28 protein-coding genes are annotated in these 26,139 nt (G+C 43.6%); 3 read left to right on the forward strand and 25 right to left on the reverse strand.

What is annotated here, in order from left to right:
- Nucleotides 1-5: 5 nt before the first annotated feature.
- The 7 genes from Q0191_RS08030 to Q0191_RS08060 form a co-directional block, all read right to left on the reverse strand.
- Nucleotides 6-1,238, reverse strand: coding sequence for a cysteine desulfurase (locus Q0191_RS08030; RefSeq protein WP_297665435.1), 1,233 nt, complete (start codon nt 1,236-1,238; stop codon nt 6-8).
- Between the two features lie 40 nt (nt 1,239-1,278).
- Nucleotides 1,279-2,541: a Fe-S cluster assembly protein SufD gene (sufD, locus tag Q0191_RS08035; RefSeq protein WP_297665437.1), complete on the reverse strand. Its 1,263-nt coding sequence runs from the start codon at nt 2,539-2,541 to the stop codon at nt 1,279-1,281.
- A gap of 41 nt (nt 2,542-2,582) precedes the next feature.
- Nucleotides 2,583-3,353 (reverse strand): Fe-S cluster assembly ATPase SufC, encoded by a 771-nt coding sequence (sufC, locus tag Q0191_RS08040; protein WP_015605702.1) that lies wholly within the window; start codon nt 3,351-3,353, stop codon nt 2,583-2,585.
- An 83-nt stretch (nt 3,354-3,436) separates the two neighbouring features.
- The gene (locus tag Q0191_RS08045) at nt 3,437-4,609 is read right to left on the reverse strand and encodes a glycosyltransferase family 4 protein (protein WP_297665440.1); all 1,173 of its coding nucleotides are present in this window, start codon (nt 4,607-4,609) and stop codon (nt 3,437-3,439) included.
- Nucleotides 4,600-5,346 carry an adaptor protein MecA gene (mecA, locus tag Q0191_RS08050; RefSeq protein ID WP_297665442.1) on the reverse strand — a complete coding sequence of 249 codons (747 nt, stop codon included), beginning with the start codon at nt 5,344-5,346 and terminating at the stop codon, nt 4,600-4,602. The genes Q0191_RS08045 and mecA overlap by 10 nt, the downstream gene beginning before the upstream one ends.
- Before the next feature lie 264 nt (nt 5,347-5,610).
- The gene (locus Q0191_RS08055) at nt 5,611-6,453 is read right to left on the reverse strand and encodes an undecaprenyl-diphosphate phosphatase (protein WP_297665444.1); all 843 of its coding nucleotides are present in this window, start codon (nt 6,451-6,453) and stop codon (nt 5,611-5,613) included.
- Between the two features lie 88 nt (nt 6,454-6,541).
- The gene (locus tag Q0191_RS08060; RefSeq protein WP_297665446.1) at nt 6,542-8,437 is read right to left on the reverse strand and encodes a DUF2207 domain-containing protein; all 1,896 of its coding nucleotides are present in this window, start codon (nt 8,435-8,437) and stop codon (nt 6,542-6,544) included.
- Between the two features lie 130 nt (nt 8,438-8,567).
- Between Q0191_RS08060 and Q0191_RS08065 the strand changes: the two genes are divergently transcribed.
- Together Q0191_RS08065 and Q0191_RS08070 are read left to right on the forward strand one after the other, a co-directional pair.
- Entirely contained in the window at nt 8,568-10,133 is a 1,566-nt protein-coding gene (locus Q0191_RS08065; protein ID WP_297665448.1) for an ABC transporter substrate-binding protein/permease, read from the forward strand.
- Nucleotides 10,130-10,870: an amino acid ABC transporter ATP-binding protein gene (locus tag Q0191_RS08070; RefSeq protein WP_297665450.1), complete on the forward strand. Its 741-nt coding sequence runs from the start codon at nt 10,130-10,132 to the stop codon at nt 10,868-10,870. The genes Q0191_RS08065 and Q0191_RS08070 overlap by 4 nt, the downstream gene beginning before the upstream one ends.
- A gap of 98 nt (nt 10,871-10,968) precedes the next feature.
- On the opposite strand, the gene Q0191_RS08075 is transcribed toward Q0191_RS08070, so the two are convergent.
- The 18 genes from Q0191_RS08075 to Q0191_RS08160 form a co-directional block, all read right to left on the reverse strand.
- Entirely contained in the window at nt 10,969-11,184 is a 216-nt protein-coding gene (locus tag Q0191_RS08075; protein ID WP_001130035.1) for a hypothetical protein, read from the reverse strand.
- A 110-nt stretch (nt 11,185-11,294) separates the two neighbouring features.
- Entirely contained in the window at nt 11,295-12,194 is a 900-nt protein-coding gene (locus tag Q0191_RS08080; protein WP_297665453.1) for an SPFH domain-containing protein, read from the reverse strand.
- Between the two features lie 93 nt (nt 12,195-12,287).
- Nucleotides 12,288-13,538, reverse strand: a complete 1,251-nt coding sequence (gene ilvA / locus Q0191_RS08085; protein WP_297665455.1) for a threonine ammonia-lyase IlvA — start codon at nt 13,536-13,538, stop codon at nt 12,288-12,290.
- A gap of 66 nt (nt 13,539-13,604) precedes the next feature.
- Nucleotides 13,605-14,627 carry a ketol-acid reductoisomerase gene (ilvC, locus tag Q0191_RS08090; RefSeq protein WP_297665457.1) on the reverse strand — a complete coding sequence of 341 codons (1,023 nt, stop codon included), beginning with the start codon at nt 14,625-14,627 and terminating at the stop codon, nt 13,605-13,607.
- A 64-nt stretch (nt 14,628-14,691) separates the two neighbouring features.
- The gene (gene ilvN, locus Q0191_RS08095) at nt 14,692-15,168 is read right to left on the reverse strand and encodes an acetolactate synthase small subunit (RefSeq protein ID WP_297665459.1); all 477 of its coding nucleotides are present in this window, start codon (nt 15,166-15,168) and stop codon (nt 14,692-14,694) included.
- The gene (locus tag Q0191_RS08100; protein ID WP_297665461.1) at nt 15,161-16,861 is read right to left on the reverse strand and encodes an acetolactate synthase large subunit; all 1,701 of its coding nucleotides are present in this window, start codon (nt 16,859-16,861) and stop codon (nt 15,161-15,163) included. The genes ilvN and Q0191_RS08100 overlap by 8 nt, the downstream gene beginning before the upstream one ends.
- Before the next feature lie 160 nt (nt 16,862-17,021).
- Nucleotides 17,022-17,621: a response regulator transcription factor gene (locus Q0191_RS08105; protein ID WP_297665463.1), complete on the reverse strand. Its 600-nt coding sequence runs from the start codon at nt 17,619-17,621 to the stop codon at nt 17,022-17,024.
- Entirely contained in the window at nt 17,618-18,724 is a 1,107-nt protein-coding gene (locus tag Q0191_RS08110; protein ID WP_297665465.1) for a sensor histidine kinase, read from the reverse strand. The genes Q0191_RS08105 and Q0191_RS08110 overlap by 4 nt, the downstream gene beginning before the upstream one ends.
- A gap of 4 nt (nt 18,725-18,728) precedes the next feature.
- Nucleotides 18,729-19,463: an ABC transporter permease gene (locus Q0191_RS08115; protein WP_297665468.1), complete on the reverse strand. Its 735-nt coding sequence runs from the start codon at nt 19,461-19,463 to the stop codon at nt 18,729-18,731.
- 12 nt (nt 19,464-19,475) lie between these two features.
- Entirely contained in the window at nt 19,476-20,351 is an 876-nt protein-coding gene (locus Q0191_RS08120) for an ABC transporter ATP-binding protein (protein WP_297665470.1), read from the reverse strand.
- Nucleotides 20,338-20,532 carry a hypothetical protein gene (locus Q0191_RS08125; protein ID WP_297665472.1) on the reverse strand — a complete coding sequence of 65 codons (195 nt, stop codon included), beginning with the start codon at nt 20,530-20,532 and terminating at the stop codon, nt 20,338-20,340. Before Q0191_RS08125 ends, Q0191_RS08120 begins: the two co-directional genes overlap by 14 nt.
- Entirely contained in the window at nt 20,529-20,711 is a 183-nt protein-coding gene (locus Q0191_RS08130) for a hypothetical protein (RefSeq protein WP_297665474.1), read from the reverse strand. The genes Q0191_RS08125 and Q0191_RS08130 overlap by 4 nt, the downstream gene beginning before the upstream one ends.
- A 147-nt stretch (nt 20,712-20,858) precedes the next feature.
- On the reverse strand, nt 20,859-21,449 hold the full coding sequence (locus tag Q0191_RS08135) for an SP0191 family lipoprotein (protein ID WP_297665476.1): 591 nt from the start codon (nt 21,447-21,449) through the stop codon (nt 20,859-20,861).
- 262 nt (nt 21,450-21,711) lie between these two features.
- Nucleotides 21,712-23,376 carry a DAK2 domain-containing protein gene (locus Q0191_RS08140; RefSeq protein ID WP_297665478.1) on the reverse strand — a complete coding sequence of 555 codons (1,665 nt, stop codon included), beginning with the start codon at nt 23,374-23,376 and terminating at the stop codon, nt 21,712-21,714.
- Nucleotides 23,377-23,378: 2 nt separating this feature from the next.
- Nucleotides 23,379-23,744, reverse strand: coding sequence for an Asp23/Gls24 family envelope stress response protein (locus Q0191_RS08145; RefSeq protein WP_005591747.1), 366 nt, complete (start codon nt 23,742-23,744; stop codon nt 23,379-23,381).
- Nucleotides 23,745-23,906: 162 nt separating this feature from the next.
- Entirely contained in the window at nt 23,907-24,095 is a 189-nt protein-coding gene (gene rpmB, locus Q0191_RS08150) for a 50S ribosomal protein L28 (protein ID WP_001140948.1), read from the reverse strand.
- A 135-nt stretch (nt 24,096-24,230) separates the two neighbouring features.
- The gene (locus Q0191_RS08155; protein WP_297665488.1) at nt 24,231-24,896 is read right to left on the reverse strand and encodes a LiaF transmembrane domain-containing protein; all 666 of its coding nucleotides are present in this window, start codon (nt 24,894-24,896) and stop codon (nt 24,231-24,233) included.
- 5 nt (nt 24,897-24,901) lie between these two features.
- Entirely contained in the window at nt 24,902-25,348 is a 447-nt protein-coding gene (locus Q0191_RS08160; RefSeq protein WP_288929500.1) for a LytTR family DNA-binding domain-containing protein, read from the reverse strand.
- A 404-nt stretch (nt 25,349-25,752) separates the two neighbouring features.
- Here Q0191_RS08160 and Q0191_RS08165 point away from each other — a divergent pair, with 404 nt between their 5' ends.
- Entirely contained in the window at nt 25,753-26,016 is a 264-nt protein-coding gene (locus tag Q0191_RS08165) for a SemiSWEET family transporter (protein WP_005591744.1), read from the forward strand.
- Nucleotides 26,017-26,139: the final 123 nt, after the last annotated feature.

The raw sequence follows: 26,139 nt of genomic DNA on the forward strand, positions 1-26,139 counted from the left end.
CTAACTTAGAAAGCGCCATTGAAAAACTCCTTTGTCTTTTCTAAAGCATCTACCAACTTGTCACAATCCGCATAGGTATTGTAGATATAAAAGCTGGCCCGCACAGTCGCTGGCACCTGCAGGTAGGTGAGCAAAGGCTGAGCACAATGGTGACCCGCCCGAACAGCCACTCCTTCGTAGTCCAGAGCCGTTGCGACATCATGTGGATGAAGACCATCCAGATTAAAGGCAATCACGCCTGAGCGCTGGGCCAAATCCTGAAAACCATAAATGGTCAAACCTTCCACTGCCTGAAGCCTAGGAAATACGTAGGCAATCAGGTCCTGCTCATGCTGAGCAATAGCATCCATACCCAAGTCTTCCAAATATTCAATGGCCGCCGCAAGACCGATTGCTCCTGCCATATTTGGAGTGCCGGCCTCAAACTTCCACGGGAGCTCCTTCCAGGTCGCTTCCTGCTCATAGACAAAATCAATCATTTCGCCGCCAAACTCGACTGGCGACATCTGTTCTAGCAGCTCTTCCTTGCCATAGAGAACCCCGATACCAGTCGGACCTGCCATCTTATGTCCCGAAAAGGCGAAGAAGTCTACATCCAAATCCTGCACATCAATCTTCATGTGCGGAATGGATTGAGCCCCGTCCACCACCAAAAGCGCTCCTTGCTGATGAACCAACTGGGCAATTTCCTTGATGGGATTGATGATACCGAGAACATTAGAAGCATGAGCCAGAGAGACAAACTTGGTCCGCTCATTGAGCTTGGCACGGAAATCCTCCATATCCAGAGCCCCGTCCTTTAGATAGACATAGACTAACTTGGCTCCGGTCTTCCTACAGGCTTCCTGCCAAGGAATGACATTGGAATGGTGCTCCATGATCGAAATCATCACTTCGTCACCAGGCTGTAACCTTTCAGCCGCAAATTGAGCCACCCAATTGAGACTCGTCGTGGTTCCTCGTGTAAAGAGTACTTCTTTGCTAGAGGCCGCATTGATAAAAGAACGAACTCTTTCTCTGGCTGCTTCATAGGCTGCTGTCGCCCGCTCAGCTAGCGTATGCACACCGCGGTGGACATTAGCATTGTCTCTAAGATAGTAGTTTTCAATAGCTGCCAGCACCTGCTTAGGTTTCTGAGTTGTCGCCGCATTGTCCAAATAAACCAAAGGCTCATCATTGACAATTTGGTCCAAAATGGGAAAATCTTTCTTGATTGCTTCTGCATTAAATCCAGACATGAAGACTCCTATCTACTTATACGGGACAAGGCCCAGCTTTTTATCTTTTTGCGAGAATAATATCGATATTTTCAATCATTTCATCACGGACTTCTTTAACAGGGATTTCCACAATCACTGAACCTAAGAAGCCGCGCACGACCAAGCGTTCAGCCGTCGCCTTATCAAGACCCCGACTCATGAGATAATACATATCTTCTGGATCCACCTGACCGATAGAAGCCGCGTGACCAGCCGTCACATCGTTTTCATCAATCAAGAGGATTGGATTAGCATCTGAGCGCGCTTGGTCAGACAGCATGAGAACCCGACTTTCCTGCTGGGCGTCTGCTCCCTTAGCACCTTTGATAATATGTCCGATACCATTGAAGGTCAGGGTTCCTTTTTCTAGGATAACTCCGTGCTGCAGGATATTTCCGATAGAGTTGCAGCCATAGTTAGTTACGCGGGTGTCAATTCCCTGAACCTGCTTACCGCTGGAAAGAGCCACCACCTTCATATCCGCATGGCTGCCCTTACCATAGAGGTCGCTGTCAAAGTCAGCTACGACATTGCCTTCGTTCATAACGCCGATAGCCCAATCGATCATGGCATCATTATCCAGCTTACCGCGACGGCTGATATAAGCCGTTACATTTTCGCCTAGGCGGTCAATGGCTGAAAACTTAATCTGAGCTCCAGCCTGAGCAATAACTTCGACAGTGATATTGGCTGTTACTGGAACAGAGCCCTCGCCGTAAGTTTCCAAGCGTTCCAAGTAGTTAACCTTGGAATGCTTGCCTGCGATAATCAAAATATGCTTGTTAAAAGGAACATCGCTTTCGCTGTCCTGATAAAAAATTCCTTCAATCGGCTGGTCAATCTCAACATTGTCCGGCACATAAAGAACTGCACCGCTGTTGAAATAGGCAGTGTGATAAGCCGCTAATTTGTCCTCATCATACTTGACTGCGGACATGAAATGCTGCTCCACCAGCTCTGGAATTTCTTCCAAAGCAGTGTGAAAATCAGTGAAGACCACACCTTGCTCTGCCAAGTCAGCTGGCAATTGCTCAAGGACAGTTTGAGTTCCCATTTGGATAAACTTGAGATTGTCTCCAAGAGCCGTAAAATCTGGCACACTGGTCAAAGGCTCGCTATCAGAAATCCGTCCGTCTCCCAGATTCCAGCGGTGAAATTTAACCCGCTCAATAACTGGTAAATCTAGTTGGTCCATCTTGTCAAAAGCCTGCTGACGTTGATTAGCCAACCAATCTGGTTCTGCGTGAAGCTGTGAAAATTCGTGAATTAATTCTTTCGTCATGTCATTCTCCTATCTTTTATCAAAGTCAAAAGAATGTTTGACTAGACTTCTTCAGTATAGTTGAAGCCCAACTCTTCAGCCAATTTGGCATAGCCTTCTTTTTCCAAGCGAACTGCCAATTCTGGACCGCCAGAAAGAACAACTTTCCCCTCCATCATGACATGAACTACGTCTGGAGTGATATAGTTGAGCAGGCGTTGGTAGTGGGTGATGATCATAGCGCCAAAGCCCTCTCCACGCATAGCATTGACCCCTTTAGATACGACCTTGAGAGCATCAATATCCAGACCTGAGTCAATCTCATCCAAGAGCGCAAAAGTTGGTTCTAGCATGAGCAACTGGAGGATTTCGTTGCGTTTTTTCTCACCACCTGAGAAGCCTTCATTGAGGTAGCGCTCAGCCATTTCTTCTTTCATGTTGAGCAGTTCCATTTTTTCATCTAGTTTCGTGATGAAGTCACGGACAGAGATTTTTTCATCGTCTTCCTTGCCAGCATTCATGGCCGCACGGAGAAACTCTGCATTGGTAATGCCAGGAATTTCACTAGGATACTGCATCGCAAGGAAGAGTCCCATACGAGCACGCTCGTCTACTTCCAGCTCCAAGATATTAACCCCATCAAAAAGCACCTCTCCTTGAGTTACTTCGTAGTTAGGATTTCCCATAATGGCTGCAGACAAGGTAGATTTCCCTGTTCCATTTGGACCCATGATCGCTGCAATCTCTCCCGTTTTCAGAGTAAGATTTACCCCTTTGAGAATTTTTTTCCCTTCAATTTCAACATGAAGATCTTTGATTTCTAAGACAGACATTTCTTTTTCCTTTCTTTACTTAGCTGATTTACATACTTTAGTATACCAAAAAAAAGCCCAAAAGGCTTTTATTTTGTTTAGAACTATTCTTGTTTGTGTTTCTTTTGGTATCTCTTCTCTCGAACTTCTTCTCTATAAGAGGAGTTTCCGATAAAGCGCAGGATATTGAGCAGAGGCGTCCTCTGCGGCCCCAGAACCCCTATTAGTTCTACTAAGAGTTCGACACCTAGCAGAAGACCAATTACGAGGAGGAGTCCACCGATGCGAGTCGATACATTTAGCAGGAGGGAAATCATAGAGAAAATCATCGAAATCCCATAGATAACCAGAACTGTTCCCCGATGTGTTAATCCCAAGGACAAGAGTCTATGGTGAAGGTGGTGACGGTCAGGCTGGTAAAATTTCTGACCAGACAAAGTCCGACGAACGATTGCTAAAAAAGTATCGGTAATCGGCACACCCAAGATAATCATAGGCGTGACAATCGCTACTGCCGTTGCATTCTTCAAGCCTTGCAGAGACAGGACCGAAATCATAAAACCGATGAAAAGAGCGCCCGTATCCCCGCCATATATGATGGCTGGATGATAATTGTAAGGAAAGAAGCCAGCAATAGAGGCCACTAAAACCAAGATGGTCAGGGTCAGGAATAAATTATGACCCGGTAAGAAAAAGTAGGAAACAATCCCCATGGTCAGCAAGGAAATAATGGAAACTCCGCTGACAAGGCCATCCAAACCGTCCATTAGATTGACCGCATTGGTAATGGAGACAATCCAGAGAATAGTCAAAATGAAAGATAGCCAAGGTGGGAAAAAGAGATGAGGACCTCCAAAAGGAATCTTAAAATCATCCAAGCGGAAATCCGTCAGCCACCAAATTAAACAGGCAGCCAGCACGATTCCCCCTAGCTTCAGCAGAGGACTTAATTCTTTAATATCGTCGATAAGACCCGTCAGGGCTACAATCAAGCCTCCTAGCACTACTGGCCAAATATAATCAAAATAAGTTTGTTCAAAGAAAGTGACGCTAACAATCTGCGGCATGAAGACCAAAGTCGCCACTGTAAAAGCCGTCACAACTGCCAGCCCGCCTGCACTCGGCATGGGCTTTTTATTGATTCGTCGAGCATTAGGATAGTCGACTGCATCCATTTTAAAAGCCAAGAGCCGAACTAGAGGAGTCAGCAAAACTCCGACAAAAAACGTCGCTAGCAGCACCAAAATGAACTTTAAGGGAAAAGCAATCATACGCATTCAACCTTTTGCAATTGTTGGATGGCTTCTGTCACCAAAAGCAGACGTCCGTGTTCTTGCAGGACAGCACGAGTAATATCTGTATCCTCAGCAAATTCCCGCATTTTAGCCAGTAGCCAAGCTGGATAGAGCTCCGGTTGCTCTTCCAAATCTACCAAAATAGTCAGGTAGTAGGCAGAGTCATATTTATAGAGTTCTGACAGGTCTATCGGATAGTCAACCGTTTTGGCGAAAGAAACGACGCTGCGCAGGTCAGCAAAAGACAGAATATAATAGACATAACGGTCTAGGTTCTCTTCTTCCTTCTCTTCTGAAGAATCTGCAGAATCCTCCTGATCAGCCTCTGCTGCCTCTAAAGATTTAACCGCCTCGAGATCATCCTTACTCTTTTCAAAGATATTTTTTTCCAAAGTCTTTAAAAATTCATCTGGAGACATCTGGCTGAGCTCATCCAGGTCTGGTAGATTGCCCAAATCTTCAAAATTCAAATTCTTATCAATCTTCGATCTTGTTACAAAGACATCCAGCTTGTCTGGCTTAGGCGTCACCCGAAAACTCAGCATGCCACTATCTAAGAAGCTTTCCGGCATTTCCAGCTCATCCAAAATAGTATAGAAAAATTCTTCTGTTTTTTCTTGGGGAACTAGGAAATCTGCAATTTCCATTCCGTGTTCTTCCAAATCTTCCAACTGGATGGTGATTTTAATCGTCGAATCATTAATCTGTTTCACTTCCATCTCATTAACCTCATACTTTCATAGTCTTTCTATTATACTAAAATTCTAAACTTATTTCAAAAAAATAACTGGTCAAATAAGAAAAGAGAGTGGGACAGAAATCGGTAATTCGTTAGAATCCGATTTCGTCGTCCCACCTCCGCACAGTTGAGTAGGGCTGTAAAAGCTGATGAAATCAGCGTAGTAGAGCCCACTCAACCACTGCGTCTTGCTCGACAATCCAAAGACAATTGAGAGGCTAGGACTTTTGTCCCAGCCTCTTGATCAGCCAATAATGACCTTAATCAGACCGTAAATCAACAGAAAAACTCCGAGTCCGATCCGATATTTACCAAAGATTGTAAAGTCATGATTCTTGACATAGTCTGTCAGGAAGCGAATCACATAAAGACTGACTCCGAAAGCCACTCCCATCGCTACCAATAAAAGGAATAATTGATCGAAACCTAAAGAATTACCCTTGATGATAAATTTCAGGATTTTCAGCCCACTTGCACCAAACATGATTGGAATACCCAAGTAGAAAGTAAACTCTGTTACAACTGGTCGACTGATACCATTCAAGAGACCACCGACAATGGTCGCACCTGATCGGCTAGTTCCTGGAAAGAGGGACAAGACTTGGAAAAGACCGATATAAAGAGCGGTTTGATAAGGAAGTTTGCTCAATTCTGTAACAGTCGGTTCCACCTGCTCTCGTTTTTCCAGATAGATAAAGGCAACCCCGTAGATAATCAGCATGATTGCGACGGATACCAGATTATAAAAATGTGCTTCAAACCAATCGTCTAGGAAAAGGCCGATAATTGCAGCTGGCAAAGCAGCAACGACTACCTTGGCCCAGAGCTGCCATGTCAGCTGAATTTGACGAGCTGTTTTCCCTGGTTTAAAAGGGTTGAGCTTATCAAAATAAATCACCACAACCGCCAAGATGGCTCCCAGTTGAATGACTACATTGAACATTTCCATGAAGGCTGGATTTTCATTTTTATACTTGATAAAATCTTGAATCAGAATCAAGTGGCCGGTACTCGAAATGGGTAGCCACTCTGTAATTCCTTCAACAATTCCATAAATAATGGACTTTAAAATTTCAATAATAAACATAGATAACTCCTAAAACAACTTTAGCATTTATTATACCACATATTGGAGGAGAGGAAAAGCTTTCTCAAGGGCTTTAGCAAGCTTTTTATCAAAAGGCTCCGCCCCCGCCGCCTCCACCGCCACCAGAGAAGCCACCTCCTGCTCCGCCTCCTGATGAAACCGAGAAATGGCTGGCCGTCGAAGCAATGTGGCCATAATTTGAAAAACTATGGGAACTTGCGTAGAAAATAGGATGAAGATTGTATTGTAGATAACTATTCATAGACGCGTTTTCCAAGGAAATCTGACGCAGCTTCATGACCCGACTAACACGATCCGCATAGCCAAATAGGGTAGCATAGACCAAAAGTCGGTTCCACAGAACAATGCCCTCTACCTCTGTATCGTATAGGCGAGCGATGTAGCGTAGCATATTCGCAAAGCTATTCCAGAGATAGAAATCATGGGCTCCCTCATCGCTCAGGACACCATCCCGCTGATATAACTGTAAGGCTCTGCCCAGCAGAACGGTCAAGACTGAAGCAATAGCTGCAAGCGGAAGATGGAACCAAATAAAGCCATCTAGCTTGATCAGATAGACAAAAAAGGTCAAGAGAGACAAGCTAAAAGCAAGGAAACTTGCCATTAGAGCCAACCACAAGAAAAGCTTTTCTCCTCGTTTCAAAGGACGATAGTGATCCAGCAAGTTTAGCTCCCGAATCTCCTTTAATACTTGTTCAGACAAAAGGTTTAAATCAGTTGAAAAGCGATTTTTTATTCGATTGCCTATTTGGCGGATTCGTGCTTCATCTGTTGATTTTTTATTTTTATAAAGATCTTCTGAAATCTGATAAGATGCAAACAAGTCTGCTACAGCTGCCTGTTTATGGTCGCCAAATGCCATCTTCAGGAATTGACCTTCAAACTCTGACAAACCTTTTTTAGAAGTCGGTTTCAGGATTGGCTTGTCAGCAGTTCCTAAAAGCTCGATGTAGCCTCGATCCATCAAATCCAGCAAGGTTGCCTGCACTAGATTTTCAAATTTTAAATGCGCTCGTCCGCCACTGGTCGGATCGACTTCTCTCATATCCACAGCAAAGATATTGGCCGCTACAATGAGCGGGGCCAGATCTTGCGGAGCTTCATAGAGGCGAGCGTCTTTTGGAAAAGCTTGGCTGGGACGAATCTTAACTCGAAAGATCAGATAAAATATTCCCGAAAGGATCAGCAAAAACAGGCATATAAGAGGCATATAAACTTCCCCCAAGCGATGATAAAACTGCCTCTTAGCTACAATCTCTTTCTCAACTGCTTGAAAAGTCTGTAGATAGTTGGTTGCTTTTGGATCCTCTGCTGCTTGATGCAGAGCTTGGCGATGCCAATATCCATGCAGTTCAACCTTCTTCCTACTAGGCAAATGAGATAGCTGAATCCGATAATCACCACGGTCCCTATCTATAGTAGCCGATTGGCCAAAATAACCTGTATGAACATACATGTCCGTTAAAGTCCAGGTTCCCAGGCCCCAAACCTTAATCGTCACATTTTGCAGCTCTTCTTCCCAATCACTGATCGGCGTCCATTTGAGCTCTGCTATATCTTTGTGGAGAAACAGAAGATTGGTCAGGTTCCATGTGACTGTTACTTTGACCGTATCGCCTTCTTTACCAGCATTGTAAATCTTAACCTCGTAGCCATCTCCTAAATCTGTGACTCGTGGCTCAAAGTCATATTTTACGACTCCATTCGTTCTCACGGAAACTTTTGGATCTGAATCAATAGCAAAGCCTTCTGGCATCTTTCCTGCCGATCCTAAAGAGACCATCTGGCCATTGTAATCATCATCAAAATGATAGGTCACCTCTTCTGTATAGGTGGCTGTATTATCGGCATGGATCTCCAAATCTCCATTATAAGACTGGATTTGATAGTCTAAAGCTGACACTGTCCCAGCAAAAAACAAACTCAAAAAAAGAATAAAAATCCCTGACAAGTACCTTTTCATAAACCAAAGTCCTTTTCTAAATCTTTATCCTATTATAGCATTTTTCTCAAGTAAGGGCTTACCAGGATTGAAAAGTCGAATATTTTTCGGTAGAATAGAAAGAACTATTTTAGAAGGACTAGGAGAAAATATGAAAAAATTCATTTTAACCTTATTTACAGCCCTCCTCGTCTGTCTGGGGACCTTTACCGTAGCTCAGGCGGATGATTATCTTAGAATTGGGATGGAAGCGGCCTATGCCCCTTTCAACTGGACCCAAGATGATGATTCAAATGGTGCTGTTAAAATCGAAGGAACAAATCAGTATGCCAATGGCTACGATGTCCAAGTTGCCAAGAAGATTGCTCAGGAAATGGGCAAGGAACCTCTAGTTGTGAAAACCTCTTGGAACGGACTGATTCCAGCCTTGACTTCTGGTAAAATCGATATGATTATCGCTGGTATGAGCCCAACAGCCGAACGGAAAAAAGAAATCGCCTTTTCTAGCAGCTACTACACCAGTGAGCCTGTTATGCTGGTTCGAAAAGACGGCAACTACGCCAATGCCAAGACCCTTAAGGACTTTAAAGATGCTAAAATCACCTCCCAGCAAGGTGTCTATCTTTACAATCTGATTTCTCAACTGCCGGGTGCTAAGCAAGAAACAGCTATGGGGGATTTCGCCCAAATGCGCCAAGCTCTAGAATCTGGTGTTATTGACGGATACATCTCTGAACGTCCCGAAGCTCTGACAGCTGAAGCTGCCAACTCTAAGTTTAAAATGATTCAATTCAAAGAGGGCTTTGAGGTTGGCGAAGAAGATGCCTCCATCGCCGTCGGCATGCGTAAAGACGACAGTCGAATCGAGCAAGCGAATGCCGCTATCGCTAAACTCTCAACGGATGAACAAACGCAACTGATGGATCAAATGATTAAAAATCAGCCGGTGGACACCGATACTGACGATGCTGAAGACACATTCTTCAATAAAGTCCTAAAGATTTGGAAGGAAAATTGGCCACAATTTTTACGCGGAGCTGGTTTGACCTTGCTCATTTCTATTACAGGGACAATCGCTGGCCTCCTCATCGGTTTGCTGATTGGGGTTTATCGGACAGCACCGATTTCAAAAAATAAGGCTTTAGCCTTTCTTCAAAAACTATTCGGTTGGTTCCTCAATGTTTACATTGAAATCTTCCGTGGTACTCCTATGATTGTACAATCCATGGTTATCTACTATGGAACGGCCCAGGCTTTTGGCATTTCGATTGACCGGACGGCTGCAGCCATCTTCATCGTTTCTATTAATACTGGTGCTTACATGAGTGAAATTGTCCGCGGTGGTATCTTTGCCGTTGATAAAGGACAATTCGAAGCAGCTACTGCGCTAGGAATGACCCACGGTCAAACCATGCGCAAGGTCGTCCTGCCACAGGTGGTCCGCAACATTTTGCCTGCAACTGGTAATGAATTTGTCATCAATATCAAGGATACCTCTGTCCTCAATGTTATCTCTGTGGTGGAGCTCTACTTCTCAGGAAATACCATTGCAACTCAGACCTATCAGTACTTCCAAACCTTTACCATTATCGCAGTCATTTACTTCGTCTTGACCTTTACCATCACTCGAATCCTACGTTTCATCGAGCGGAAGTTTGACACAGATCATTACACAACAGGTGCCAATCAAATGCAGACGGGAGAATTGAAACAATGACCGAAACAATTTTAGAAATTAAAAATCTCAAAAAATCCTATGGAGAGAATCAAGTCTTGAAAGACATTTCTCTGACTGTCCACAAGGGCGAAGTTATCTCCATTATCGGAAGTTCAGGTAGCGGAAAATCAACTTTTCTCCGCTCCATCAACCTCCTCGAAACACCTACTGCTGGCGAAATTCTCTACCGCGGAAAAAATGTCTTGGATGAAAATTACGACCTGACTCATTACCGCGAAAAATTAGGCATGGTCTTCCAAAGTTTCAATCTTTTTGAAAATCTCAATGTCCTAGAAAATACCATCGTAGCTCAGACAACCGTACTCAAAAGAGAGCGTGCTGAGGCAGAAAAGATTGCCAAGGAAAATCTGGAAAAGGTGGGAATGGGAGAACCTTACTGGCAAGCCAAGCCTAAACAGCTTTCAGGTGGACAAAAGCAGCGGGTTGCCATTGCGCGTGCGCTTTCTATGAATCCTGATGCTATCCTTTTCGATGAACCAACTTCAGCTCTTGACCCAGAAATGGTCGGCGAAGTCCTGAAAATTATGAAGGAATTGGCTAAAGAAGGCCTGACCATGATCGTCGTGACCCACGAAATGGAATTTGCCCGCGATGTTTCCAGCCGTGTTATCTTTATGGATAAGGGCGTCATCGCAGAAGAAGGCACTCCACAAGAATTCTTTACCAATCCCAAAGAAGAACGGACCAAGGAATTCCTACGTCGCTTCTTAAAATAAATAAACAATCAACCAAACAGAACAAGACGGAAAAAAATACATCCGTCTTGTTTTTTTATTCGCAAAATAAAAAAGCGGGTTTCCCCACTTTTTGAAGATTAGTCTTCAAACTTTTCATGATTTTTGTCGTAGAAATCAATCAAGCCAAGAGCTGTTTCAAAAGAAATATTCTTTACTTTTGCACGTCCTTGAGCAAGAGCAATAATTGACATTTCACGCGCGTTTGTTTCTTTACTAATACGGTAACCTGTAATTTTTTTGTCACGAACCCATCCAACGACTGACTCTACTTTTTCAAAATTTGATTTAGCCATTTCTTACTCCTCTCTAACTTATTTCGAATACTAATATAATGGTTTTTATACAGTTTGTCAACTTAGAAAAACCAAAACAAACAAATTAAATAATTCTGAATATTCTATATTTATTTAGCTTTGAGAGCTGAAAGGATCTGGGTGCGAATACTCTCCACTCCATCAGGATTTGCTGGAAGGAAGATCGTGTTATTTCCTTGCTTATCTGCAAAATTATTCAAGGTATCTAGATACTGGTTTGTCAAGAGGATGGACATAATCTGTTCTTCTGTCAACTCAACATTGGCGCCTTTGAGCTCCTTAATTGAGTCTGCTAAGCCATCTACGATTGCCTTCCGCTGCTCTGCAATACCGACCCCATGAAGACGGTCTTTCTCAGCCTCAGCCTCTGCTGCAGTAACGATTTTGATCTTATCTGCTTCTGCCAATTCCTGAGCTGCCACCCGCTTGCGTTGAGCGGCGTTGATTTCGTTCATAGACTGTTTAACTTCTGCATCTGGCTCAACCTTGGTAATCAAGGTCTTGACAATGATGTAGCCATAAGTCGACATTTCTTCAGCTACCTGCTTTTGAACTTCTAGGGCGATCTCATCTTTCTTTTCAAAGAGCTCGTCCAAGGTCAGCTTAGGAACGGAGGAACGCAGAGCATCTTCAATGTAGGACTTAATCTGCGCTTCTGGCCGCATGAGTTTATAGTAAGCATCTGTGACATTGTGTTCATTTACCCGATACTGGGTCGCAACATTCATGGTCACAAAGACATTATCCTGAGTCTTGGTTTCGACAATAATCTCGCTCTGCAGCAAACGCAACTGGACACGAGCAGCAATTTTGTCAATTCCCAGAGGCAAACGCACATTCATCCCACTTGTACTGGTCTTGTGGTAGCGGCCGAAACGCTCAATGATGGCAACAGACTGCTGTCGCACGACATAGAGCGAACTAAATGCCGCTAAAACACAAAGAATGATAAAAAAGAGAAAGAATAAAAAGAAGAAATTTAAAAACATAAGCGCATCTCCTTAATTTAATATAGTATATTCTAGCACAGTCCTCAATCGCTTGCAATTAAAAAGCGGACTTTTGCTAAAATATTTTTAGGATCAGACTAGCATGTTGTAAAGCGTTTCATTTCCGTTTAGATTGATAAAGGATGGGTCAAACTGCTCAATTCGATTGATCAGGCCTGCATAGTCATGTTTATTGGCCAGAGCAATCCCAATCAGGACTGGTCCGGTTCCCTTGCTGGCCCGCTTGATGTATTCAAATCGAGTAATGTCATCATTTGGTCCCAAAATATCATTTACAAATTCACGTAAGGCACCTGGCCGTTGCGGGAAATTCACCACAAAATAATGCTTGATGCCATCATAGATAAGGGCGCGCTCTTCCATTTCCGGCATGCGGTTAATGTCATTATTGCCACCCGAAATGATACAGCAGATCGTTTTTCCTTTGATATATTCACGCAACACTTCCAAGGCTGCTACACTTGCTGCCCCTGCAGGCTCTGCGATGATTCCTTGTTTAGAATAGAGATCAATCAAGGTTTCTGAAATCAAACCTTCATCAACCCCGATAAGTGTTTCAACATTCTTTTTCGTTGCTTCGTAAGTGGTCGCTCCAACCTTCTGAACTGCGATACCATCCGCAAATTTGTCAATTTCATTGAGTCTTACAGGACCGCCTGCTTCAAAAGCCGCCCTCATACTGCGGGCACCATTAGCCTCTACCCCAATCACTTCAATTTGTGGCTGACTTTCCTTGATGTAAGTGGATACTCCTGCGATGAGACCGCCGCCTCCTACTGGTACCAAGACTAGGTCTAAATCGATGGACTCTCGAGCTGTATCTTCTAGGATTTCATAAGCAACCGTTCCCTGACCTGCTTGAACATGAGCATCATCAAAAGGATCGATGAAAGTCCGATTTTCCATCCGTGTGAATTCCATAGCTGCCCGAGCAGAAGCGTCGAAAGTATCTCCTACCAGCTTGATGGTCACAAAGTCGCCACCAAAGAAGCGAACCTGCCCAATTTTTTGCTGAGGAGTCGTGATGGGCATAAAAATGGTCGCTGGAATTTCCATCTCATTACAAGTGTAAGCGACCCCTTGAGCATGATTGCCCGCAGAAGCACAGACAACCCCGCGTTCACGTTCTTCCTTGCTCAACTGAGAAATGGCATAGTAGGCACCACGGATTTTGAAAGAACGGACACGTTGGGCATTTTCCTTTTTAAGATAAATCTTTGCCCCATACTTCTCTGACAAGTAATGATCATAATCAAGCGGTGTATTGACAACAACATCTTTTAATACCTTATGAGCACGGACGATATCTTTTGCTGTTAACATTCCTTTTCCTTTCCAAATGAGGTAAACAAACTCAGCTGGGATACCAGCTGAGTTTTCCACACAATCTTAGTTGTAGATCTTGAAAGCATCGTCATCGTTTTTACCAACGAATGGCATTGCTTTACGCAATTCTGCACCGACTTTTTCAATCTCCAGATTAGCCGCTTGCTCACGGTAAGCAGTCAATTTCGGACGACCAGCCTTGTAGTCGTTTACAAAGTCATTTGCAAATTTACCATTTTGGATGTCAGCAAGAACAGCCTTCATGTTTTCTTTAACTTGCTCTGTAATCACGCGCGGACCAGATACATAGTCACCATATTCAGCTGTATTTGAGATAGATTGGCGCATCTTCTTGAAGCCACCTTCGTAAATCAAGTCAACGATAAGTTTCATTTCGTGCAGCACTTCAAAGTAAGCTAATTCTGGTGCATAGCCTGCTTCAGTCAAGACTTCAAATCCTGCTTCGATAAGAGCTGTCAAGCCACCGCAGAGAACGGCTTGTTCACCAAAGAGATCTTCTTCTGTTTCTTCTTTATAAGTTGTTTCAAGCAAACCAACACGGGCACAACCAACGCCTTTACACCAGTCCATTGCGATGTCTTTGGCATTTCCAGTCGCATCTTGGTAAACCGCATAGAGAGCAGGAACACCAAAGCCTTCTTCGAAAGTACGGCGAACCAAGTGACCAGGACCTTTCGGTGCACACATGAAGACATCTACATCAGCAGGAATCTTGATAAATTCAAAGTGGATATTGAATCCGTGGGCAAAACCAACAGCATTGCCTGCTTCCAAGTTTGGAGCGATTTCTGCTTCGTACAATTCTTGTTGGATTTCGTCTGGAGCCAAAATCATGATCACATCAGCCAATTTAGTAGCTTCTGCCACTGTGTAAGTGTCAAAGCCGTCTTCTTTAGCCTTGTCAAATGACTTACCTGGACGAACACCGATAATCACATCGTGGCCTGTATCACGCAAGTTTTGCGCATGGGCATGCCCCTGTGAGCCATAACCGATAACGGCAATTTTTTTACCGTCAAGTGCTGCTACTTTTACATCTTTTTCGTATTCCATTGTTACTGCCATAATGTTTACTCTCTTTTCTATTTTTATTGCCTCTTAGGCGGTTTTAACAAATTAAAGGTTCCGTTTAATCTCGGGTAAAGCCAGTTGCCCCAGTCCGCGCAATATTGCGAATACCGTAAGGACGGATGACCCGTAAGAGGGCCTCGCTCTTTTCAGCATCACCCGTCATCTGGATGGTGATCGAGCTTGGTGCTACATCGACTACTGTTGCCCGGAAAGGCTGGATAATGGCCAAGATCTCTGCACGCTTAGCAACTGGTGCTGATATCTTGATCAAGATGACTTCCCGCTCCAGGTGAGGATGATCTGTAATATCCCGCACCCGAATCACATCAATCTGGCGATTGAGCTGCTTGATAATCTGCTCCACTTCATTGAGGGAATTTACATCAATGATAATGGTGATCCGAGAAACATTTTCATCCTCGGTCGCACCGACAGAGATGCTTTCGATATTGACTTGACGTCTGGAAAGCACCCCAGTAAAGCGGTTCAAAACACCCGAACGATTTTGGAGTTTAGCTGTCAACATTCTACGCATGGAACTTCACCCCCAACATTTCATGATTGCTCTTGCCAGCTGGCACCATCGGCAGGACATGCTCCTTGCGCGAAATATCCACTTCGATGAACATGGGGACATCTTCCTTGATGACTTCCAAATCCTGAGCAAGAGTTTCAGGATTGTCAAACTTATAGGCCTTAACCCCATAAGCCTGAGCCAAGAGCTGGAAGTCAGGCAAACTGTCAAAAACCGACTCTGAAGTTCGCCCTTCATAGAAAGACTCCTGCCATTGCCTTACCATTCCTAGCGAATGATTGTTGAGCATGATGACCTTAATCGGAACCTTATAGATATTTAAAATAGCCATTTCCTGATTGGTCATCTGATAGCCCCCATCCCCAACAAACAAGACAACTTCCTTGTCTGGATTGGCAATCTTAGCTCCAATCGCTGCTGGAACACCAAAGCCCATGGTTCCGAGACCACCTGACGTGACCAGTTGACGCTCATTGCGATAAGGATAGTACTGGGCTGCCCACATTTGGTGCTGGCCGACATCCGTGACGACAATAGCATCACCATTTGTCAGCTCTCCAATACGCTCAATGACTGGCTGAGGCTGGACAACTCGTTCTTTCTTATCGTAAGAACGAACTCGGTTCTTATCCTCTGTCACCTTGGCAATCCATTTTTCCGTGTTGTTTCGGACAGTCTCTTCAGCTAGCAGCATCTCCAAGGCTTGCTTGGCATCTCCCACGACAGGAATGTCCACTGCGATAATCTTGCCGATTTCTGCTGGGTCAATATCGATATGGACCACCTTAGCATTCTTAGCAAAGGTCTTGGGGTTCCCCGTCAAACGGTCATCGAAACGAGAACCGATATTGATCATCAAATCCGCCTCGGTCATGGCAATATTGGCCGCGAAAGTCCCGTGCATTCCTCCCATTCCAAGGAAGAGGGGATGATCCGTGGCAATCGTTCCCTGTCCCAACAAGCTAGTGACTACTGGAATCTGATAACGTTCAGCAAAAGTCTGTAGAAGCTCAGAAGCACCTGCGTAAGCAACACCACCACCAGATAAAATAACTGGCTTTTTAGACTTGCTCAACTGGCTGAGAATCTTCTTGATTTGCAGTTCATTCGGCTGAATGGTCGGCTGATAGCTTGGTAGATTTACATCCGAAGGATAAACAAAATCTACTTCCTTGGCTGAAATATCCCTAGGCAAATCAATGACCACTGGGCCAGGACGGCCAGTCGTTGCAATGTGAACCGCCTCGGTCACAATCCGAGGAATATCCGCCGTATCCCGCACTTGATAGTTATACTTAGTGATCGGCATGGTCATCCCGACCATATCTGCTTCCTGAAAGGCATCCTTACCGATACCCGGAGTCGCTACCTGCCCAGTGAAGACCAAAAGGGGAACACTGTCACTCATGGCGTCCGCAATACCAGTAATGGCATTGGTCGCTCCCGGACCACTGGTGACAACGGCTACACCGATTTTACCAGTTGATTTAGCGTAACCTTCTGCTTCATGAACACACCCCTGCTCATGGCGACCAAGAATATGGCAGATACCTTTAAAGCTATAAATAGCATCATAGAGGGGCAAGACTGCACCACCAGGATAGCCAAAAATGGTATCAACACCAAGACTTTTCAAGGTTTCCAAGACCAGCTGTGAGCCAGACATGGGAGTTTCTAATTGGATTCTTTCCATAATTCCCCTTTCATTTATTTACAATTTTCTAAAAATTCAAAAAGCTTTCTACTATGATAACATTTTTGAAAAAAATTGCAAGTATTGCGGATCTTTTTTTACATTTCAGAAAAAAAGATAAGAAAATCTCGCTAAATCTGAATTTAACGAGAAATGTTTCTTATATCCATCCTTGATCTTGCGCAATCCGAACCGCTTCTGTGCGATTGTCGGCTGCCAGTTTGGTCAGGATGGCTGACATATAATTGCGAATAGTCCCATTTGATAAATAGAGCTTTTCAGCAATTTCTTTATTAGAAAGCCCAGTTGCTGCTGCCTCTAAGACTAGAAGCTCCTGATGGGAGAGGGGATTTTTATGAGTCATCAGCACTTCCATGAGTTCAGGTGAGTATTCTTTTTGCCCAGCTAAGACAGTGTGGATAGTCTTCATCAGGTCTGCAATGCTCCGCTCCTTGAGTACATAGGCATCAACATCCGCCTTGACAGCCCGCTCAAAATAGCCTGGCCGCTTAAACGTCGTCACAATGATGACCTTGACAGCCGGATGGTGTTCCTTCATCCATTCTAGAACATCCAGCCCCGTCTGATAGGGCATTTCCACATCCAAGATGGCCACATCTACCTGCTCAGTGCTGAGCAATGCCACCGCCTCGCGTCCATCAGCTGCCTGATAAACAACTTCAACATCTGACTGCAACTGCAAGAGCTGGCAAAGTGCATCCCGAAGCATACTCTGGTCTTCTGCTAATAATACCTTCATCTCTCGTCTCCTTTAACCCTATACGGCAAGCACACGCGAATAATGGTCGGCTTCTGGCTACTGATGACCTCCACTCTACCGTCAAGCCCCTCCAAGCGCTCTCGAACTGAATGCAGCTCTCGGCCAGTGACTCGCTTAAAGCCTCGACCATCATCTTCAACATCCAAGATCAAATCTTGATCCTGACTATGCAAATCAATCTTGGACTTCTTGGCCTCCGCATGCTTGATAATATTGGTTGCTAATTCCAACAAAATCATACTAATAGTAAACTGGATTTCCGTAGGAATGCTGGCGACATTGAGCTGATTATGAAGCTCTAGGTCAATATCGCTCATTTCCAGCATGGTTCGGATTGTTGCTAATTCTTCATCCAGCGTCCGCGTCTTGAGATTGTCTACAATCCGTCGAACATCAGCCATGGCCTGCTTACTGATTCGTCGCACTTCCTCCATCTCTTTCTCCGCCTGCTCGTAGGCCTCCATTTGCAGGAATTGCTGGGCCAACTCTGTCTTGACACTGAGCATGGCAAAGGTATGGCCCAAACTATCATGTAAATCCCGTCCGATTCGATTGCGCTCATTTTCCGCTAAGAAAAGATTGAGCTGAGCATTCTGCTTGCTTTTTTCCTCCTTGAGCTGTTCAGCAACTTGGATACGATGCAGACCTAGCGTCAAGAAATCCACAAAGAGAAAGGTCGTTGAGAAAAAGACCAGATAGCCAGTGCTCAATTGATGTTGCAGATACACCCCGACCAGAAGAGCTGGTTGGACAGCTAGGAAACTCCAAAAGCGCCAAGATTTAAGGGAAATCTCATTGTAATGATAAACAAGAAGGTTGGACAAATTGAAAATATACCAAACGAAGCCCCCATTCAGCCAAATGGGAGTGTAAAAAATGTAAGCAAGCATGACCCACCAGGACAGAGCCTGGTAGAAAGGCTTTTTCTCCGTGAGGATGGTGTAATAGGCCCCGATAAACAATGCTGTCCAAAGCAAAGTCAAAAGCGGGTATTCACCACTGATGACACCCGCTACCGGAAAGATAATAAAGACCAGAGAAATATGAAACATGTGATGTATGTTTTTGAACTTTTCCCACATATAATTATTTAACCTCAATCCGTTTTTTGAGCTGAAGGACTAAAATACTAAAGAAAATGGTGTAGGCTAGAACGATTAGCATAGCAGACACATTCCAGTTATGGTGTTCCAAATAGGAAGAGACCACCTGCATGAGCTGATAACTTGGCGTTAGCTTGCCGATGGATTGTAGCCAGTCTGGAAACATAGTCAGAGGAAACCAAAGGCCACCCAAGACCGCTAAAGCCATATAAACGATATTGCCTACGACCGACATGAGCTGGGCACTGGGCAGGAGACTGACCAAGACGCCCATGGCGATAAAGACCATACTGCCGACCAAAAGAATTAGAGCAATCGCCAGCCAATCCATCATGGGCACATTGACTCCACGAACGAAATGTCCGACAGAGAAGACCACGATGATGGAAAGCAGAAAGGTCAGTAAAGCACTGAAAAGCTTTGATATATAATATTCTACCATAGAAACAGGCGAATGCTGAATCAATTTTTGCCAGTTATTGGTCTTGTCCGACTGCAAGGTGCTGGGAATGCTAAAAAAGGCACTAGACATGATGCTAAAAAGTGTCATAGAAAAGAGATAGGTTTGGAGCAAAAGCGCCGGTACATCAGAACCTGTCATCATTCCTGAAAAGATCAGATAGAAAACGCTGGGTAGCCCGATAGAGAGCAGGTAGTAGGCCGCCTGCCGCTTCATCAAAATCAGCTCCATTTTCATTAAACTTGCCATATTTTTCATGATGCTGCTCCTTTACTCTTGTGTCGTTTCAAAAATACTATCCAGCAGGGTGCGATTGCGGACTTCGATTTCTTCAATCGTACAGCCATGCTCCTGCAGAATTTGCCAGACTTGACTGGCATCCTTGGTCGCAAAAGATAGAGCCTTTTGCTTGATTTCAATCTCTGTCACACCAGCTATCTTTTCCACGATTTCTTTATAGGAAAGGGGCAGGGTGAAGTGTTTTTCCTGCTCTTCCTTGCGCATGGCATAAGGCGTGGTGTCGCGGATTAGTTCTCCCTTATGAAGCACCAAAATCCTGTCAGCCGTATGCTCCACTTCTTCAATATAGTGGGATGAATAAACAATGGTCACGCCTTGCTTCTTAAGTTGATCCACAATTTCCCAGAAATGCTGGCGGGTCGAGGTGTCCATGGCCGAAGTCGGTTCATCCAAGAAGAGGATCTTTGGACGGCCAATCAAGGCTAAGATAAAGGAGAAGAGGCGTTTTTGACCACCAGAGAGCTTGGAAGCCAACTGGTTCTTTTGCTTGTCAGAAAAGCCCAACAAGGCATCAATTTCCTTTTCAGATAGGCTATTAGGATAAATAGAGCGAAAGAAAGCGAGGAGTTCCTTGACTTTCAAATCCCCCACCACTGTATTTTCCTGAGGCAAAACAGCAACCATCTCTTTCAAGCGATTGTCCGTTGGCTTTAGCCCCTGAATCAGCGCTTGACCGGAAGTCAGAAACTTGTCGCCTAGGAGACAGTCCATTAGAGTTGTTTTGCCTGCTCCGTTGGGGCCAATCAGAGCCACACAATCCCCTTCTTCAATGTCAAAGGAAATGTGACGTAAGATTTCCTTCCCCCGAATGCTTTTAGATAACTTTTTCACTTCAATCAATTTCATGACTTACCTCCTTAATAAAATCATCGATGAGCGGCCAGATGACAAAGATAGCTAGAATCAACTCCCAGATACCTAGATAGAATTGCTGGGGTAGAAATTCCAACAAGAGACCTGTCGCCATCTGCAGAATCCATAAAGCAGCTGAAAATCCAATAAATAGGATGGACAAGCATCTTTTCATTTCTTCTCTACCTTCTTTCCTAACTTGGTCACTTCCTTTAGAACATAGCCAGCCATTCCCAAGCCAGCAAAAATTTCCCAAGGAAAGTGGTAAAGACTTGCTCCGCTCATTCTCGCTAACTGATAAAACATCATCCCAACAAGACTCAAGACTGTTACTTTTATCAACCACATTTTCATGTAACCACTTCTAATTTCTTCATTTCTTACTTTTATTATAGATTTTTCTTCGTCCTCCTACTAGATGATTTTGTCACTGCCTGATATGACAAATGTCATAGTTTCAGACAGCAAAAAAAGACGAGATGACTCGCCTTTTAAATATTCTTATTCTTCTTTCAAGCCGCCCAATTTCATCCCTAGGATAAACATTGAAGGAGAAGCGTCTTTTATGTCATTAAGCCCCAAGTCTTTAAAGAAAGATAGACTCGCTGCTTTCGCTACGTCCATTTTCTCAAAGTCCAGATCAACTATGGCCTGTAGTTTCTTATCAGCTGTTACGGAGTATTCAATCGTCACTCCTTCCATATTCCTAGCTTCCACATAGTTTGGTTCTGATTCCATGCCTTCTCGGATGATAGCTGTCATTTCCTCTGGGCTCATAGTAGCTGCAGCTCCACTGGCTTCTTCTGGCAAGTCGCTCAGTAGCTCCATTCGTAGTTTCAAGAGCTTGTCTCCCTGATAGGTCACCGTGTCGCGATGATGGATACCTTTAAGGTCTCCGACCAAGGTTTTAGAGACAATAGCTGTACTTTCAGAAGAAGCACTCGTAGAGGAGTCACTTGGGCTTGAGCTAGAACTTGTTTTAGCAACTTTTGATTCAGCTGGAGCCTTTGGACGATGCTTGCCAAATTTCGGAACTACACATCCTGTCAATAATACAGAAGCAGAAATAACTAGAATAAATAACTTTTTCATAGTACACCTTTTCTTTTTATTTTTTCCAGTATACCATAATGCCACTATCTTGTCTAAATCTTGCATATAAAAAAATCAAAGAGGCTGGGACAAAAGTCCTAGCCTCTCAATTGTCTTTGGATTGTCGAGCAAGACGCAGTGGTTGAGTGGGCTCTACTACGCTGATTTCATCAGCTTTTACAGCCCTACTTAACTGTGCGGAGGTGGGACGACGAAATCGAATTCTAACGAATGACCGATTTCTGTCCCACTCTCAAATAAATCATTCTACACTAAAGATATATGGATAAACTGGCTGATTTCCTTGGTGGATCTCCACTTCCAGATCTTCATATTCTTCCATCAGATCTTGAGCCAGGCCATTTGCCAATTCCTCGTCACCGTCTTCACCGATATAGATAGAAACAATTTCACTGTCCTCATCCAACATCTTCGCAAAGGTTGCCTTCAAAGTCGTCAACATATCTGGATTTGACACAAGGATTTTGCCATCAACCATACCCAAGTTATCATTTTCATGGATTTCGAGGCCATCAATGGTCGTATCACGAACTGCAGTCGTAATGCTACCGCTGACCACGTCGCTCAAGGCAGCTGTCATTCTCTCATGGTTCTCTTCGATTGTTTTTCCACTATCAAAGGCCAAAAGACTTGTCAAGCCTTGAGGAAGCGTACGTGTCTCAATGACAGTCGTTGGTTTCTCAAGCACTTCTGCTGCAGATTGAGCCGCCATGAAGATATTTTTATTGTTTGGCAGGAAAATGATATTGCGCGCATTAACCTGGTCAACAGCCTTGATAAAGTCCTCCGTAGAAGGGTTCATCGTCTGACCGCCAGAAATGATATAGTCCACGCCCTGAGCCTTGAAGATTTCAGCAAGACCTTCACCAGCTACTACTGCAATAATAGCGTACTCTTTTTCTTCAGCTGGTTTGGCAGCTTTTTCTTCCTTCTCAAGCTGGGCTTCGTGCTGGTTACGCATGTTGTCCACTTTTACCTTGACAAGGCTACCATACTTAAGACCTTCTTGCATAACAAGACCTGGATCTTCTGTATGGACGTGGACTTTCACGATTTCATCATCATTAACTACCAGCAAGGAATCTCCAAGCTCATTCAAATAATTACGGAATTCATCATAGTCAAAGTCCTTGACATAGGTTGGTCCTTGCTTCAAGGCCACCATGATTTCTGTACAATAACCAAAAGTGATATCTTCTGTCGCCACATGGCCTGCTACAGATTTGTGGTGTTCAGCATTGATCATCTGGCTCATCGTAGCCGGAGTCGCTTGGAAATCTTCTGATGCGATGTATTCGCCAGTCAGGGCAGATAGGAAACCTTCATAGATAAAGACCAAACCTTGACCACCAGAGTCCACGACGCCAACTTCCTTGAGAACTGGCAACATATCTGGCGTTTTAGCAAGGGCAGTCTTTGCTCCTTCAAGAGCCGCTTTCATGACTTCGACAGCATCATTTGTCGCTTCAGCTTTCTTCTTAGCACCGATAGCTGCACCACGGGAAACGGTCAAAATTGTTCCCTCAACTGGCTTCATAACAGCCTTATAGGCTACCTCTACACCAGACTGAAAGGCAAGAGCCAAAGCTTGTCCATCGAGCTCAGCTTTGCCTTTTACGCTTTGTGAAAAACCACGGAAGAGCTGAGACGTGATAACACCAGAGTTCCCACGCGCACCCATCAAGAGTCCCTTAGCAAAGATAGCGGCTACTTCACCAACTGTTGAAGCAGACTTATCAGCTACTTCTTTAGCACCATTTTCAATGGTCATGCCCATATTGGTTCCTGTATCACCATCTGGAACTGGGAAAACATTTAAAGAATTGACATATTCAGCCTGTTTATTTAAACGAGTTGATGCCGCCTGCACCATTTCTTGAAATAAACTAGTAGTAATATTTGACACGATTATTCTCCTACAACTTTAATATTTTGGATATAGACATTCACTGTGTGGGCAGTAATCCCAAGTTGATTTTCCAAACTAAACTTAACGCGTTCTTGGATATTTTTGGAAACTTCACTGATTTTAATGCCGTAGCTCAAAACGGTATAAACATCAACTGCAATACCACCATCCTCAGACGTTTTTACTACCACACCCTTGGCATAGTTTTCTTTACCCAAAAGAGCTTGAAAGTTGTCTTTAATTGCATTTTTGCTGGCCATTCCAACCACACCAAAAATTTCGGTTGCTGCACCGCCGACGATGGTTGCAATTACATCATCAGTCAGTTCAATTTGACCATCTTTTGTATTGATTTTTACAGTCATCATTTGTACCTCAAAAGTATTTTATAGTTTATTTTACCATATTTTAGACAGGGTGTAAAAGAGGAAGAGCAGAAATAAACTGTCTAGTCTGAAAATTCAACAACAAAAAAGGGAAGGAATAAATCTTTCCAATCCCTTTCATGTATTAAACGCGTTCAACTATTAAACGCGTTCAACTTTACCTGACTTAAGCGCGCGAGCTGAAGCCCAAACTTTTTTAGGTTTTCCGTCGATCAAAACAGTAACTTTTTGAAGATTTGGTTTAACAGCGCGTTTTGTTTGGTTCATCGCGTGAGAGCGGTTGTTTCCAGATACAGTCTTACGACCTGTAAAGTAACATACTTTAGCCATTAGTGTGTTTCCTCCTATTAGATCTAATATTACGGATGTGCTAGCACCACATACCGTACTATATTATCAAAAAACTTGGCTTTTGGCAAGTAAATTTTCCCAAACTTTGCAATTTCTGACCAATAATCCGTTTTCTTAAATGTAAACAATCTTCAAAGCTCCAAAGGCGACATCTCCGCGCACATATAAAGTCTTGTCTTTTTCATTGACATTATGCGGATCGACCACTGTACCGAAAGCATTGTCCACATTTAGCTCTACCCGCCAGTTGCTTGGAATGTAAAGCACCGCATTCCCGAAAGATACTTCCACATCAAAACTAGCAGAATCACCTAAAATTCTGGCATTATCAAAATAGACGGCCGCACTGCCAAAAGCACACTCTACTTTATCATGGATAAAATTATCCGAGTTGATATAGCGAGTCCCACTGCCAAAGGAAATCTCTCCTTCCTTTGTAGACAAGCCCTTGCCAGACAAATAACGGACACCCCAGATTCTTCTCGGCTTAAAAATCATATTGAGCCCAATGCAGGCCAAAATGCCACCCATGATCAAGGTACCAGTGGAGATGGCTAAGAAATGATAGGCAGAATTAGCGATCATCAGAGCAATAATCGTCATGATCAGAGCAGCCCCAAAATCTCGCTCCAAGAAATTTTCCAGAGCAAAATAAGCAAACATGCCGACCAAAAGCAGGGGCCAGATATTAAAATTGAACATAGGAATACCAAAGTTTCCCTGAAGCAAAATCCAGCCGGCTAAGACCAAAAAACCGACGCCTAGAATTGTTTTTTTCATGATGATTACCTCACTTCACTTAACTTTTCTTTTAGTAGTTGATAATAATGCCTTGAAACATGCACTTTCTTATGCGTTTCAGAAAACTGGACGGAACTGGTACCCGAGAAAGACTTTTCTAGAGAATAAATCGCCCTAGCATTAGCAATGGTTGATTTGGAAATTCTGCAAAAATAGCGGGGCAATAATTCCTCCAGCTCGTAGAGTTTCAACTTGACCTCATAGGCATCATTGCGCGCGTGGGCAAAGATTTTGGCTCCGTCCGTCTCGAAAAAGAGAATCTCCGCCAAGTCCACAAAATACTCACTATTTTCCTTGTAAAAGAGAATAGCTGGAGCAGTCGCTTCATTCAAAGCATCTTGAATCTTCTGAATCCTGTCATCAATCCGCGATACTCGAATCACCAATTCTGTATCAGCTAAACGATCGTCTAGCTCAATCCGAACCTTCATAAGCACTCCTCCCCTCTTTCTATCTTCATTATAACAATTTCTTGAAAAGAAACAAGGGACTTTCAGTAAGTGGTCAATATAGGCTGGTAAGTGGTTGTTTTAAAAGTTTAAAATGAAATAAAAAATCTTGAATTTTCCAAATATAAGGCTTCAAAGAAATTGATCATTACCTATTTTTTTCAACACGACAATACTGATTTACTACTATTTCCACGATCATAAGCTCTCTATCCAGCCTAGTAATGGATAAATCAGGTTTGAACAATTCTAACGCTACTTCTCAAACCACACTTGGCTCTTTCGCTTAGTTTTAGATAAAAACTAAAACTTATTCTCCATACCGGCTTATGTCTCATTTGACAATTTTTTCCGTTTTGATATAATGGACGCTCAGGAGGTATCGTATGTCAAAACAAAAAATTAATCGTTTCGTCGGATCTATTGGAGCTTTTATTGGAATTCTTGTATTCGTCGCTTATATTCCACAAATTATCGCAAACTTACAAGGATCCAAAGCTCAACCTTTCCAACCACTATTCGCAGCAGTTTCTTGCCTGATTTGGGTTATCTACGGTTGGACAAAAGAACCTAAAAAAGACTGGATCCTCATTATTCCCAATGCTGCGGGAGTGATATTAGGTGGCCTAACTTTTCTTACTTCTTTATAAGAATTATATAAACAAAACCAGCAACCCCATAAAAAAGGTGCTGGTTTTCTTTCTGCCGATTGCAGGGTTCGAACCTGTGACCTACGCGTTACGAGTGCGTTGCTCTACCAACTGAGCTAAATC

The organism is uncultured Streptococcus sp. (genome assembly GCF_938036805.1).
In the GTDB taxonomy this organism is placed as follows: Bacteria; Bacillota; Bacilli; order Lactobacillales; family Streptococcaceae; genus Streptococcus.

Bases quoted from the DNA above. Each gene is read 5' to 3' on its own strand.
- Q0191_RS08030 (WP_297665435.1), bottom strand. From the start codon at position 1,238: ATGTCTGGATTTAATGCAGAAGCAATCAAGAAAGATTTTCCCATTTTG.
- sufD (WP_297665437.1), bottom strand. From the start codon at position 2,541: ATGACGAAAGAATTAATTCACGAATTTTCACAGCTTCACGCAGAACCA.
- sufC (WP_015605702.1), bottom strand. From the start codon at position 3,353: ATGTCTGTCTTAGAAATCAAAGATCTTCATGTTGAAATTGAAGGGAAA.
- Q0191_RS08045 (WP_297665440.1), bottom strand. From the start codon at position 4,609: ATGCGTATGATTGCTTTTCCCTTAAAGTTCATTTTGGTGCTGCTAGCG.
- mecA (WP_297665442.1), bottom strand. From the start codon at position 5,346: ATGGAAGTGAAACAGATTAATGATTCGACGATTAAAATCACCATCCAG.
- Q0191_RS08055 (WP_297665444.1), bottom strand. From the start codon at position 6,453: ATGTTTATTATTGAAATTTTAAAGTCCATTATTTATGGAATTGTTGAA.
- Q0191_RS08060 (WP_297665446.1), bottom strand. From the start codon at position 8,437: ATGAAAAGGTACTTGTCAGGGATTTTTATTCTTTTTTTGAGTTTGTTT.
- Q0191_RS08065 (WP_297665448.1), top strand. From the start codon at position 8,568: ATGAAAAAATTCATTTTAACCTTATTTACAGCCCTCCTCGTCTGTCTG.
- Q0191_RS08070 (WP_297665450.1), top strand. From the start codon at position 10,130: ATGACCGAAACAATTTTAGAAATTAAAAATCTCAAAAAATCCTATGGA.
- Q0191_RS08075 (WP_001130035.1), bottom strand. From the start codon at position 11,184: ATGGCTAAATCAAATTTTGAAAAAGTAGAGTCAGTCGTTGGATGGGTT.
- Q0191_RS08080 (WP_297665453.1), bottom strand. From the start codon at position 12,194: ATGTTTTTAAATTTCTTCTTTTTATTCTTTCTCTTTTTTATCATTCTT.
- ilvA (WP_297665455.1), bottom strand. From the start codon at position 13,538: ATGTTAACAGCAAAAGATATCGTCCGTGCTCATAAGGTATTAAAAGAT.
- ilvC (WP_297665457.1), bottom strand. From the start codon at position 14,627: ATGGCAGTAACAATGGAATACGAAAAAGATGTAAAAGTAGCAGCACTT.
- ilvN (WP_297665459.1), bottom strand. From the start codon at position 15,168: ATGCGTAGAATGTTGACAGCTAAACTCCAAAATCGTTCGGGTGTTTTG.
- Q0191_RS08100 (WP_297665461.1), bottom strand. From the start codon at position 16,861: ATGGAAAGAATCCAATTAGAAACTCCCATGTCTGGCTCACAGCTGGTC.
- Q0191_RS08105 (WP_297665463.1), bottom strand. From the start codon at position 17,621: ATGAAGGTATTATTAGCAGAAGACCAGAGTATGCTTCGGGATGCACTT.
- Q0191_RS08110 (WP_297665465.1), bottom strand. From the start codon at position 18,724: ATGTGGGAAAAGTTCAAAAACATACATCACATGTTTCATATTTCTCTG.
- Q0191_RS08115 (WP_297665468.1), bottom strand. From the start codon at position 19,463: ATGAAAAATATGGCAAGTTTAATGAAAATGGAGCTGATTTTGATGAAG.
- Q0191_RS08120 (WP_297665470.1), bottom strand. From the start codon at position 20,351: ATGAAATTGATTGAAGTGAAAAAGTTATCTAAAAGCATTCGGGGGAAG.
- Q0191_RS08125 (WP_297665472.1), bottom strand. From the start codon at position 20,532: ATGAAAAGATGCTTGTCCATCCTATTTATTGGATTTTCAGCTGCTTTA.
- Q0191_RS08130 (WP_297665474.1), bottom strand. From the start codon at position 20,711: ATGAAAATGTGGTTGATAAAAGTAACAGTCTTGAGTCTTGTTGGGATG.
- Q0191_RS08135 (WP_297665476.1), bottom strand. From the start codon at position 21,449: ATGAAAAAGTTATTTATTCTAGTTATTTCTGCTTCTGTATTATTGACA.
- Q0191_RS08145 (WP_005591747.1), bottom strand. From the start codon at position 23,744: ATGACTGTAAAAATCAATACAAAAGATGGTCAAATTGAACTGACTGAT.
- rpmB (WP_001140948.1), bottom strand. From the start codon at position 24,095: ATGGCTAAAGTATGTTACTTTACAGGTCGTAAGACTGTATCTGGAAAC.
- Q0191_RS08155 (WP_297665488.1), bottom strand. From the start codon at position 24,896: ATGAAAAAAACAATTCTAGGCGTCGGTTTTTTGGTCTTAGCCGGCTGG.
- Q0191_RS08160 (WP_288929500.1), bottom strand. From the start codon at position 25,348: ATGAAGGTTCGGATTGAGCTAGACGATCGTTTAGCTGATACAGAATTG.
- Q0191_RS08165 (WP_005591744.1), top strand. From the start codon at position 25,753: ATGTCAAAACAAAAAATTAATCGTTTCGTCGGATCTATTGGAGCTTTT.